The organism is Myceligenerans crystallogenes (assembly GCF_039529775.1).
Lineage (GTDB): Bacteria > Actinomycetota > Actinomycetes > Actinomycetales > Cellulomonadaceae > Myceligenerans > Myceligenerans crystallogenes.
On the sequence record NZ_BAAANL010000004.1, the window covers coordinates 138,895 to 150,140 of the forward strand.

Genomic DNA, 11,246 nt, shown 5'->3' on the forward strand with positions numbered 1-11,246 from the left:
GGGTCCGTGAGGCTGGGGGCATGAGGACCGACCGGGATCCGCTGGACTCCCTTGACTGGCCGTTTCGTACCGAGCGCCTGACGATTCGCCGCTGTGCCGCCGGGGATCTCCGCGAGATGTGGCGGTACCGGCACCTCGCGGAGACGACGAGGTGGACCCCTCTGGACCCCGTCGACGTGGACCACTGGGAGTCCTACATGAGCGACCCCGGCCGGCTCGCGCGCACGCTGGTGATCGAGCAGGACGGCGTCGTCGTCGGCGATCTCATGCTGACCGTGCAGGACTCGTGGGCACAGCGCGAGGTCGCCGAGCGGGCCCGTGGCACCATGGCCGAGCTCGGCTGGAGCCTGGACCCGGCCCGGTCCGGCCAGGGGATCGCGACCGAGGCCGTGCGCGAGCTGATCCGGATCTGCTTCGAGGACCTGGGCCTGCGCCGCGTCATCGCCCAGGCGTTCGCCGACAACGAGCGCTCGTGGCGGCTCATGGAACGCGTCGGCATGCGGCGCGAGCTGTACACCCGCAAGGATTCCCTGCACCGGGACCTCGGCTGGCTGGACGGCGTGTCCTACGGCTTGCTCGCCGAGGAATGGTCCGCGAATGACCAATGCTGACTGCGATTTACGTCGGCGGTGGCTCTGGCGCTACGGTGAGAGGGTAGCCCGCTGCCTCAGCATTCCCCCTTGCTACTGAGGCGGCGGGCTGCGTCTTCCGCATTCAGCGTTCCCCCGGGCGGTAGACCGCGGACGTCTTGGGCGTCTCGTCGACCCGGACGGCCGTCAACTCGGGCAGACGCGTTTTCCACAGGTCGAAGATCCATGTGCACAAGTTCTCGGCCGTGGGAGCAGACCCCCCCCCCATGGCCTCGTTCATCGCCTCATTGAGGTGACGGTGGTCGAGGGTGTCGTCGATCCAGCGCTTGAACGCGTCCAGCTCACGGTAGTCACGGACGAAGCCCGGCCCCTTCAGATCCTCCTTGCGGGCCGACAGCTCCAGCGCGACGACGTAGTTGTGCCCATGCATACGCGCACACGGATGCCAGGTCGGCAGGCCCTCGATGACGTGGCTGGCCGAGAAGTGGAATTCCTTGGTGATCCTCAGCATGGCGGATTCAGTGTCCCACTCCAGGGGCCGGCTCCAGGCCACCCGCAATGGCAGCGTTCAGCGGGACGCCGGTCCGGAACCGCTCGCGCAGGGCCGCGTCAGGGAGCGTCGCAGCCTTACGGCGCACCTCGATGCGCGCACGCTGGAGCAGGTCGGCGGCGTCGTCGGCAAACCCTGCAGCGTTCAGCACCACGGCCGCATGAAAGTAGACCTCCTCCGACCGCAGCGCCGGCATGTCCCCCACCTCGTCGAGGATCCGGACCGCGGTCCGGGCGTGCTCGACCGCCGCCCCCACGTTCCCTAGCCGCGTCTGTACCCGGCTGCGCAGGGAGAAGCCGGCGATCCGGCTGCGCACCATGCCGCTCCTGCCGGTTTCCTCACAGGTCTGGGCGGCCAGCCGCTCGGCCTGCTCCAGCCGCGCGGATGCCGGGGTCATCCGGTCGGATCCCAGCAGAAGCGTCTCGGCGTACAGGTTCCGCACGATCGGCACCAGGTTGACCAGCCATGTCCGTTGCGTCTCACCCCACGCTTCCGCGGCCAGGGCCAAGGCATCCTCCCCGTCACCGGACCCACGCTCCATCAGGAGCCGCGCCAGCAACGCCTGGTTACACGCGTGCCAGCCGCTGTCCCCGCCCCGGTCCTCCTCGAGAAGCAGCGCCTCGCGTAACGCCCGCTCGGCGTCGTCGTGCAGACCGAGACCCAGGTAGATCTGCGCGAGGTAGTTCAGTGCGATCGGGAGTTCCGCGCTGAAGCGCTCGCCACGCAGCCGGTCGACGCAGCTCCTCACACGCTCCAGCGACTCGCCGAGTTCACCGCTGTCGTAGAGGTTGATGCCGAGCTGCATCTCACCCAGGTTGCGGGCATGCTCGAGGATCGGGTCGCCGGGACCGGCCTCCCGCGTGATCGTCTCGTACAGCCGCTCTGCACGGCGGAGTTCGGCAAGGCCCGCGGCCAGGTTCTGCTTCGGCAGCTGCCGTCCGTGCTCGACACGGGCGATGTACTCGACGACGACGTCACCGTGTGCCTCCGCCATGTCGACCGCCTTGCCGAGCTTGGCCAGGGACGGTGCGACGCCCTGCGTCGCGAGCAGGGTCTTACCGCGCTGCAGGGTGGTGCGGATCAGCAGGCCCGGATCGGCAAGTCGCTCGGCCGCTTGTTCTGCCTCCTCCGCGAGACGGTCGACGTCGGCACCGCCCGCCGGCTGGTGCATGCCGCGCCAGCGCACCTCGGTCAGGGAGAGCAGGAGCTCGATGGCCTTGATCAGGCGAGCGTCCCTCAGGTCCTGCGGCTCCTGGCGGTTCGTGAGGGATCGGGCTGTGTCGATCGCTGTCGAGGCGTGATCCTCCGCCTCCGCGAACGACAGGCCGCCGACGACCTTCTCGCCGACCCGGCGGCCGACCGCGGCGTCGTACGCAAGGTCGTAGTGCGCCTGGGCGGCCTCGACCAGGCATTCCCTGCCCCCGGCGCGCAGGTGTCGCGCGATCTCGACGCGGCGCGCGAGCGGAAGGTCACGGACCGGGCCCCAGGTGAGAGCCTGTGCGATCTGGGCGTGGCGCCGCTTGCGCTGGGTATCGGTCTGCTTGGTGGCGACGAGCTGCCACAGAGCGCGGTGTTCGAACCTGTACACGTCGGAGGCCTCGGCGTCGTCGCCGTCCATCCAGGCGGGGAACTCGGCCTCGGGTGCCGGTTCGATGAGGTTGCCCTGGCGTGAGATCGCGGCCAGGCGGGCGAGGACGACGTCGTGCGAGACGCCTGCCGCCTGCGCGACGTGCGCGGACAGGAAGACCTGGCCCTGGATGGCCGCGGCGGCAAGGATCTCCAGGTCCTGCTCGCGGCCCTGCCCCTCGAACCGAGCGAGGCGTTCCGCGGCGAGGGCGCGAGTACCACCCTCGGGGAGCCGGAACTCGGCGCCGTGGACCGGCTCCCACGCCTCGAGAAACATGGTGACGAACGCAGGGTCGCCCTGAGTGTGCTGGTAGAGGGCCCGGGAAAGGTCGGCCGGGGCGTCCGCACGGCTGTGGCGGACCAGTTCGTCGACGGCCTCTGCGGGCAGGCCCGCCAGGTCACGGCGCCGGACATGAGGCCTGCCGTCGGCCCACATCCGCAGGACGGACGCCACCGCGGCCGACGCGGTCGCGGTGGATCCGCCGTCGACGGCGTGCGTGACGACGACGCCGAACCGCTCGCCGACGATGTGCCGCATGAGCTCGTCAAGCACCTCAAGGCTGGTGAGGTCGCATTCCTGGATGTCGTCGACGATGAGGACGACCGGCTTGCCGTCGCGGGCGGCCTTGACCAGGCCCTCGGCGAGGTACCGGGCCTGACCGAGAGCGAAGGGGCGGAGACTGTCGGCGGGCGTGACACCGGGACCGATCGAGGCCTGGACGATCGCTTTCCCCGCCGAGTACATGGCACCACCCGCGGGGATGAACATCGACATCACGTCGGGAGCAGCCTGGTCGGCGGCGCGGGTCAGCAGACCTCGCACCTTGCCGAACGCCGAGGGTTCCCGCTGGGGCGGAAGGAGCTTCTCCGCGATGCGACGGAACACGCCGCCGGGGATCCCGGGGCCGATCAGCGAGCTGCAGGTCACGAGGATCACGCGGCATTCCTGCTCCCGGCGCAGGAACTCACGGACCAGAGTGGTCTTTCCCATGCCCGAGACTCCGTCAACGATCAGCACGCGGCCCCGGCCGGCGACGGTGTCCGCCGCAAGCGCCCGGAGCTCCTCCATCAGGTCGACCCGATCGACGAACAGCTCCGGTCCGTCGCTCACGGAATCGTCGACAAGTCCGGTCCGGTCCACGGTTCCCCCAGGTGACAGTTGGTTTCCGACGTCTGCCTCTCCCGAGCGACCCTAGCCGAGCTCAGCCGAAGACGGATGATTGTCAGGGCGTTTTGCGAGGAGGGCGATGCGTGACACCGAAACCATCTGTGGACATCCCTGCAGTCGTGGACGTGCGGTGGCCTTGCGCAAGACGGAGAGATCCTGAGCGCCCTTGCTTCAGCCCCCGCATCGACGGGGGCTGATGTGGGTCTACGGTAGCCAGAGCCTGTCGTGAACAGGAACCTCGTCGAGAACTGACCAGAGCCGCAGGACAGCTCGAGCGTTCTTCGCCGTCGGCGCGCTGGACCAGATCGAGGCGCCGGCGCCGGTGGTCGCGTGGCCCCATAGGGTGAGGGCATGCTCCTCGGTCTGCTGGTTCTCGCGATTCTGGTCGGCGGGGCGTTGCAGCGGGTGACGGGGATGGGGTTCGGGCTGGTCGCCGGGCCGTTCGTGGTGCTGATGATCGGGCCGGTGCAGGGCGTTCTGCTCGTGAACGTGGTGGGCGCGATCATGGCGCTGATCCTGGTCGGGCGGCTGCTGCGCAGCGTGGACTGGTACCGGTACGCGATCCTCGCCGCGGCGTCCGTCGCCACCTCCGTTCCGGCCGCGCTGCTGCTGCGGGGTGTGAGCAGTTCGGCGCTGGACGTGATGGTCGGGCTGATCATCGTCGGGGCGATGACGCTCGCGCTGGTCGCCGGCCGGCTGCGGGCCTCGGGCGAGGGCTTCGGGCGTGCGCCGCTGCCGCTGGTGATCACCGGCGTGGCCAGCGGGTTCGGCAGTGTCGCGGCCGGCGTCGGCGGGCCCCCCGTCGCCGTCTACACGGTTCTCGACCGCTGGGACCCGCGCACGTTCGCCGCGACCGCGCAGCCGTTCTTCATGACCAACGCGCTCGCCGCCGCGACCGCCAAGATGACCGTCGGCAGGGCCACGCTGCCGACGCTGGCCTGGTGGCAGTGGGTGATCATCGCGGTCGCGGTGCTCGCGAGCCTCGGCCTCGGCGAACTGCTCGCGCCCCGGATCTCGCGCGAGGCGACCCGGCGCGTCCTGATCGTGCTCGCCTACGCGGGCGGCACCGCGACGCTGGTGCGGGGCGTCGTCGGGCTGGTCTGACCGGCCACGCCCGGACGACGCCGGGCCGCGGTGCGCGCCGGCGGCCTCACTGACCCACGCGGCCGTCGACGGCCTCCCGGAGCAGGTCCGCGTGGCCCAGGTGGCGGGCGTACTCCTCGATCATGTGGACCAGGATGTCCCGGATCGGGGACTGCTCACCGCGGTGCGTGACCGTCGCGCCGAGATCCTCCTCGGGGAGGGCGTCGAGCCAGGCGTCCGACGACGCGACGCGGTCACGCCAGGTCGCCCAGGCCTCGGCGACGACGGCGGGGTCCGCGACGGCACCGTTGAAGTCGCCGTCGTTGTCCTCGGGGGTGTCGTAGATCTGCTCGACGGCCGGCTGCTGCTTGAGCACGCGCTCGAACCAGTGGTTCTCCACCTGCGCCATGTGGCGGACGAGCCCGAGCAGCGACATCGTCGACGGCGGCACCGAGCGTCGCGCCAGCTGCTCGGCGTCGAGGCCCTCGCACTTCAGCTCCAGCGTCAGGCGGTAGTGCCGGAGGTAGTTGACGAGGGTCGCCTTCTCCCCGACCGGGTTGGCGAGCGACTGCCGCGGGTCCTGCTCCCTCGCCATCCAGTCGTAGGGATTGTCACTCCGCGTCCAGCGATCCGGCGTCGTCGTCATGGGGCCAGCCAACCGCCCCGACGCGGCCGGGGCAAGCCCATGCGGAGCCGCGCCGCGACGGGACACCGCGGGTCACGGAACGGCACGGCCCGCGGGCACGGGGGTGACCTCGAGGTCCTCCCGGCGGAGGCGTTCGCGGCCCCAGGCGCCCAGGGGGGCGAGGGCCTTGTTGAGGGAGGCGCCCGCCTCGGTGAGGGAGTACTCGACCCGCGGCGGGACCTCCGCGTAGACCTCCCGGTGGACGAGGCCGTCCGCCTCCATCTCGCGCAGGTGCTGGGTGAGCATCTTCTCGCTCACCCCCGGGAGGGCCCGGCGGAGCTGGGCGAACCGGAGCACCCCGTGGGTGTGCAGTTCCCAGAGGACAAGGCCCTTCCACTTGCCGCTGACGACGTCGAGCGCGGCGTCGATCCCGCAGATGTACGGCCCGGACCGCGATGCCTTCGCCACTGCCGACCCCTCTACCCCACTAAGAGGTAAGTACCCCAGTAAAGAGTGGGTACTTCCCGATGAGCTGATTCTTGCTCAGCATGGCCGTATGACATCCACGTCCGCAACCCCCGGCCCCAGCACCCCGCCCGTCACCGTGATCGGCCTCGGCCCCATGGGGCAGGCGATGGTCCGCACGCTGCTCGGCGCCGGCCATCCCGTCACCGTGTGGAACCGCACCGCGGCTCGCGCCGAGCAGGTGGTCTCGGCGGGGGCACGGCCAGCCGCCTCTCCCGCGGAGGCTGTCGAGGCAGGCGACCTCGTCATCCTCAGCCTGACCGACTATCAGGCGATGCACGACATCCTGGACGGCGCGGCAGCGTCACTGCCGGGGCGCACTCTCGTCAACCTCAGCTCCGACACGCCGTCGGCGACGCGGGACGCCGCGACCTGGGCGCGGGCCCACGGCGCAGCCTTCCTCACCGGCGGCATGATGGTGCCCGCGCCGATGGTCGGCACGGATCGCTCGTACCTGTACGTCAGCGGCGACGAGGAGGCGTTCGAGGCGCACCAGGCGACCCTGGGCCGCCTCGGCCAGGTCAGGTTCCTCGGCGAGGACCCGGGCCGCTCCCAGCTCATGTACCAGGCACATCTCGACGTGTTCCTCACGGCGCTGTCGGGATTCGCGCACGCGACGGCGCTGGTCGGCTCGGCGGGCATCACCGCGGAGGAGTTCCTCCCGGAGGTGGTCGAGCTGTTCCGCGCGATCCCGGACATGATCGCGGCCGACGGCATGGACGCGCTCGGCGCGCGGATCGACGCCGGCGACCACTCCGACCGGGGCAGCAACCTCACCATGATGGGCGCGACCGCCGACCACGTCCACGCGGCCAGCGAGGCGGTGGGCATCGACACCGCCCTGCCGCGAGCCGTGCAGGAGCACTACCACCGGCAGCTCGTGGAGGGCCGCGGCGCGGAGGGCTGGACCCGGATCATCGACGGCATCCGCGCGCCGCGGAAGAACGCCTCCCGGTAGGCCCGCGGGCCGCGATGTGTCGCCGTGGCGAACCGGCCATTGCGACACATCGCGGCCGCTCGTGGGTTCCCGTGCGGGGCTCAGTCGAGGATGGCCTGGGTCTCGCCGATGCGGATCTGCGTGGTGCTGGAGGGCGGGGTCACCGGGATCGTGCCCTGCTCGCCGTTGGTGGCGGTCCAGTTGACGACCCAGTGCGCCGTGGCCGTGATCGTCAGGGTGCCGACGTTCGTGTTGAAGCCGGCCGGGAAACCGCAGGGGGGCGGGAGCTCGGGGTCGCGGCCGTCGTAGGGGGTGCCGCCGGCGTTGGTGCCGCGGCAGGTGGTCATCGCCACGTCCTGGCCGTCGCGGCTGACGCGCCACTCGGTGCGGTCCAGACGCGCGGAGACGACGACGCGGAGGTTGCCCGCCTCCGCCTCCTTGTCGTTCGGACCGACCGTGTTCTCGTTCCGGTCCGTCACCCAGAGCCAGATCGGCAGGCCGAGCTGGCCCATCGCATCGGGGTTCGTGGACAACGACGGCGGTGTGGTGCCGATGTTTCCCATGGAGAGATTCATCTGGGCGAAGGCGCGGTCGGCCAGTTCCTGCGCCGAGACCTGGGGGGCGGCAGGTGCGTCGGGAGCCCACTCGAGGTGCTGGTCCGCGCACGCTGGGCCGGTTCCCCCAGCGATAGCACAGGCATATGGCGTTACCTCGACGATGACACCGTCGCCTGGCTCGTGGCCCTCCCAGTAACTCGAATCCGGCGGCGGCTGCGGGCTCGCAACACGAACATAGCTGCCGATACCATCCCACGATCCGAACTCCGTCGAGCAGGGGACTTCTTCTCCCTGAAACGTGCAGGTTGGATTACCACCACCCCCGCCTTCACCCCCACCACCGCCACCTTCGCCACCGCCTGGACCGCCCGGCCCATCGCAGTCGAGGAAGAAAGAGCCGTCGGGCATCGGGACCTCCGTGCAGTCCCCTTCGGCCGCTTGCACTGACGCGGCTGGTCCGCCAATAAGCAGCGCAACGCCGAGCAGCGCCCCAACGATCCGTCTCAGCATTCCCGCTCCCGATTCGGCTCCTCCGAAAGCACAGCCCAGTCGTTGCCCTCACCCTGGTTGCGCATTTCATAAATGAACATGTATTGGAGCGGGATTGAGGCGTCCCGCGGAATCATCTTTCCTTTACTGTCAAAGGTCTTGACATTGTTGAAGTCGATGCACGCCGTGAGCTCGACTTCCTCAGATCCAGGTTCGAACGGACGATAATCGGTCGCGTCCATGGACACGACCTCAGCCGCACCCTCGGTGCGGTTCCCGCTCTGCTTGGCGAGCTGGTAGGCCTCGCCCTTCGCGGCTCCCACCGACAGTTTTCCCCAGAAGGGGTAGAGCTTGCGTTCCCAGTCGCGGTAGCCGTCGTTGGCGACCTCGGCCGTCGTCGCGTAGTACTCGACCAGCCGCTCCTTCGCCTCGGCGATGTTCTTCTCCTTGAGGGACATCGACCTCGAGGCCGAGGGCGACGGGGAGGCGGCGTCCGGCGTCGTCGGCGAAGCACTCGGGGAGACGGACCGGGAGACCGAGGGGTCCGGGCCTGCGCCGAGGGCGCCCTGGATGCCCCAGCGGCCGTCCTCCGGGCCGTAGAGCACCACGATCCCGGCCGCGACGATCGCGAGCACGACCAGCACCGCCGCGCCGATGCGCAACGGGGTACTGAGGATGTTCGCCATGTACGTGGCCTCCGGCTTGGGGATCGGGCGGCATGTCGCTCGTTTCCTGCTTCCAGTGTCCAACCGGTGCGCAGATGCGCCAACCGAACACCGCCTACCAGGATGGATGTCCGACCGAAGTCGGGGCAATACCCAGCGGGTCACACTTCACAACATCTTGCCACCGGCGCAACCGGCGCATGACCTCAGCCGAGCGGCTACTGCCAGACGCGGAGGTGCAGGGTGAGGTTGTCGTCGGTTGCCTCGGCGAAGACGGCAGTGATGCCGCCCTGGTCGGTCACGCCGCAGACCCATTGGCCGCCCCGGAGGTCACGGCTCGCGATCGAGTCGACGACGAGCGTCTCGGACTCGCAGTCGGACTTCATCGGCTCGGCGTCGACCACCGTCATCGAATGCAGTTCCAGAAGATCGTCGCGGAAGCAGAGGTCCTGGCCGTCGAGCGCGTAGTAGAGCTCGCTCGCGTCGCTGCTGAGTCCCCAGTCCGCTGCGCCGCTGTCCAGGTCCAGGCAGTATCCGGGGGCGATCCCGACCGCGCTCTCCTCGCGGAGCACGCCGGTGGAGGCCGATGGAACCGTCGTGTCCGACGACGCGTCTGCAGGTACCTCCGAACCGGCGCCGAGCCGGGCGTTCTCCTCCTCGAGCACAGCGACCTGGCCGCGCAGCGCGTCTGCCTCGTCCTCGGACGCGGCCAACTGCCGCTGGAGGCGGTCGACGTCGTCGGACAACTCGCTCGACGACTTCTCGGTGACCGTCTGGCGGACCTCGAGCCAGTTCGTGGCGACGGCGCCCGCGATCGTCGACGCCACGGTGAGCGCGCCGACGATCAGAGCGGCGATCACCTCGCCGGAGGCGACGACGTCGCGGATCCGGCGGCGTGCCGGGCGGAGTGGTGCAGGTGAGTGCTCTGCTGCGGGCTGCGCCGAAGCGGGCTCTCTCAGGGCGGTGCGCTCGTCATCCTTCACGGACTACCTTCCGCGGTCACGTACCGGGCATCTCGATGCATCAAGCCTGGCACAGGCACCATGGCAACGGCAGCCGACCCACGGATACGGCCCCACCGGTTTCACGACCGGCACCCGATCACGGGTTCGACCGCCCGGCCGAGCCACGTCGGCTCGTCGCGCCGCACGGTCTCCAGGACGCGGTGGAGCGTCTCATTGTTTGGCTCGGTCGACAAAGGCGCTTCTGAAAGAAGAACGGCCCCGAAGAGTATCGCCGAAGATACTATCTCCGGTAATAGTATCTTGGCGTATACCCTTTGGCGGGGCCATCCGGCGGAACGCCGGCCTCCTGCAGAGACTCGTCCCAGGCGTGGTTCTCAGGGGCCCTGGGCATCGTGGTCCTTCGTCGGTGGTTCCAGGGCGTCCAGGAGTTCTCGGACGCAGTGGTCGTAGGCGTGGAAGCCGCTCAGGCGGAGCCCGTCGGGGGTGGTGTCGGCCGTGGCGCCGTCGAAGGTGGCCTGGATGGCCCTCAGTTCGTGGATCACCTCGGCGACGCGGGTGCTGTCGACGGGCAGGGCCGCCGTCGTGAGGTCTTCCACGAGCTGCCTGGCCAGGCGTTCCAAGGGCTCCAGCTCGCGGCGGACCCTGGCGGCGACGCGTTCCGTTTCCCGGGGGCTCCACCCGTGCTCGCGCTTTCGGACGAGCACGTCGCGCCCGGCCTGCCAGTAGAGCCGGATCATCTCGGCGTTGACCTGCCGCGCGGCCCGCTCGCGGGTCTCCTGGACCCGGGTCCGCAGATCCGCGCAGAACTCGTCGTACCCGGCCGGCACCGGGCTGCCGTCGCGGCCGGCCCGGCGCCGGACGTGCCTGACCGGCATCCTGCTCACTCGAGGTTCCCCTCGTCGTCCTCCAGGTTCTTCCCCTCGCGCCGCATGAGCAGGCATTCCGTCAGCCTTCCGCGCGGCTCCTGCTCGATCGCGTGCACGAGCGTCGTCACCGACCAGCCGTTCCTGACGGCCTTCTCCGCGAACCGCTCCCGCGCCTCCCGGCAGTCGAGCAGGTCGAGCAGGACGCCGACGTGCTGCCACGGCAGCTTCCCGACGTCGCCGTCGGCGATCGCGCCCGGATCCGGCCAGGACTCCGCGAACTGCCGCATCCGCACGATGTCCTCGACGGCCCAGCCCTTGGCGGTGAAGTCCCGGTGGACGTCCTGCGAGATGCGGCGGGCGGCCTTCGTGCCCCAGCCCGTCCTGCCCTCGCGCTCGATCAGGTCGGCGCCGGTGCGCCAGTAGACCATCAGCAGCTCGAGGTTCATGGCCTGGGCCGCGCGGTGGCGGCTGTCGCGCAGTCGGTTGCGGAGGTTGTCGTAGAACTCCTGGTATCCCACGGGCTCCTGGGTGGCCGGACGGGTCGTCGTCAGCGTCATACCTCCATACTGATAGCAATCTAGCCAGCTCGCATCCTAAGTA

Annotated in this window: 12 protein-coding genes; 3 read left to right on the plus strand and 9 right to left on the minus strand. The window is 69.9% G+C overall.

What is annotated here, in order from left to right; translation table 11 throughout:
* The first annotated feature begins 20 nt into the window (after positions 1–20).
* Positions 21–611 carry a GNAT family N-acetyltransferase gene (locus ABD208_RS10875; protein WP_344102542.1) on the plus strand — a complete coding sequence of 197 codons (591 nt, stop codon included), beginning with the start codon at positions 21–23 and terminating at the stop codon, positions 609–611.
* Between the two features lie 103 nt (positions 612–714).
* Here the strand turns inward: ABD208_RS10875 and ABD208_RS10880 are convergent, their stop codons facing one another.
* Positions 715–1,101 carry a 6-pyruvoyl trahydropterin synthase family protein gene (locus ABD208_RS10880; RefSeq protein WP_344102545.1) on the minus strand — a complete coding sequence of 129 codons (387 nt, stop codon included), beginning with the start codon at positions 1,099–1,101 and terminating at the stop codon, positions 715–717.
* A gap of 7 nt (positions 1,102–1,108) precedes the next feature.
* On the minus strand, positions 1,109–3,877 hold the full coding sequence (locus ABD208_RS10885; RefSeq protein ID WP_344102548.1) for an AAA family ATPase: 2,769 nt from the start codon (positions 3,875–3,877) through the stop codon (positions 1,109–1,111).
* Positions 3,878–4,285: 408 nt separating this feature from the next.
* Between ABD208_RS10885 and ABD208_RS10890 the strand changes: the two genes are divergently transcribed.
* Complete coding sequence (locus ABD208_RS10890) at positions 4,286–5,038, plus strand: sulfite exporter TauE/SafE family protein (protein WP_344102552.1); 753 nt, start codon at positions 4,286–4,288, stop codon at positions 5,036–5,038.
* A 46-nt stretch (positions 5,039–5,084) separates the two neighbouring features.
* Here the strand turns inward: ABD208_RS10890 and ABD208_RS10895 are convergent, their stop codons facing one another.
* Positions 5,085–5,663 (minus strand): DinB family protein, encoded by a 579-nt coding sequence (locus ABD208_RS10895; RefSeq protein ID WP_344102554.1) that lies wholly within the window; start codon positions 5,661–5,663, stop codon positions 5,085–5,087.
* Between the two features lie 72 nt (positions 5,664–5,735).
* Positions 5,736–6,110, minus strand: coding sequence for a winged helix-turn-helix transcriptional regulator (locus tag ABD208_RS10900; protein WP_344102556.1), 375 nt, complete (start codon positions 6,108–6,110; stop codon positions 5,736–5,738).
* Between the two features lie 88 nt (positions 6,111–6,198).
* Here ABD208_RS10900 and ABD208_RS10905 point away from each other — a divergent pair, with 88 nt between their 5' ends.
* Entirely contained in the window at positions 6,199–7,125 is a 927-nt protein-coding gene (locus ABD208_RS10905) for an NAD(P)-dependent oxidoreductase (RefSeq protein ID WP_344102558.1), read from the plus strand.
* Between the two features lie 80 nt (positions 7,126–7,205).
* Here the strand turns inward: ABD208_RS10905 and ABD208_RS10910 are convergent, their stop codons facing one another.
* From ABD208_RS10910 to ABD208_RS10930, 5 genes are all read right to left on the minus strand, one after another.
* Positions 7,206–7,667, minus strand: coding sequence for a hypothetical protein (locus ABD208_RS10910; RefSeq protein ID WP_344102560.1), 462 nt, complete (start codon positions 7,665–7,667; stop codon positions 7,206–7,208).
* 497 nt (positions 7,668–8,164) lie between these two features.
* Positions 8,165–8,836 carry a hypothetical protein gene (locus tag ABD208_RS10915; RefSeq protein WP_344102562.1) on the minus strand — a complete coding sequence of 224 codons (672 nt, stop codon included), beginning with the start codon at positions 8,834–8,836 and terminating at the stop codon, positions 8,165–8,167.
* A 197-nt stretch (positions 8,837–9,033) separates the two neighbouring features.
* Entirely contained in the window at positions 9,034–9,798 is a 765-nt protein-coding gene (locus tag ABD208_RS10920) for a hypothetical protein (RefSeq protein ID WP_344102563.1), read from the minus strand.
* A 356-nt stretch (positions 9,799–10,154) separates the two neighbouring features.
* Positions 10,155–10,664 carry a DUF1016 N-terminal domain-containing protein gene (locus ABD208_RS10925; RefSeq protein WP_425561098.1) on the minus strand — a complete coding sequence of 170 codons (510 nt, stop codon included), beginning with the start codon at positions 10,662–10,664 and terminating at the stop codon, positions 10,155–10,157.
* A complete protein-coding gene (locus tag ABD208_RS10930) occupies positions 10,661–11,203 on the minus strand; it encodes a DUF1016 N-terminal domain-containing protein (RefSeq protein ID WP_344102565.1) in 543 nt (180 codons plus the stop codon). The genes ABD208_RS10925 and ABD208_RS10930 overlap by 4 nt, the downstream gene beginning before the upstream one ends.
* Positions 11,204–11,246 lie beyond the last annotated feature (43 nt).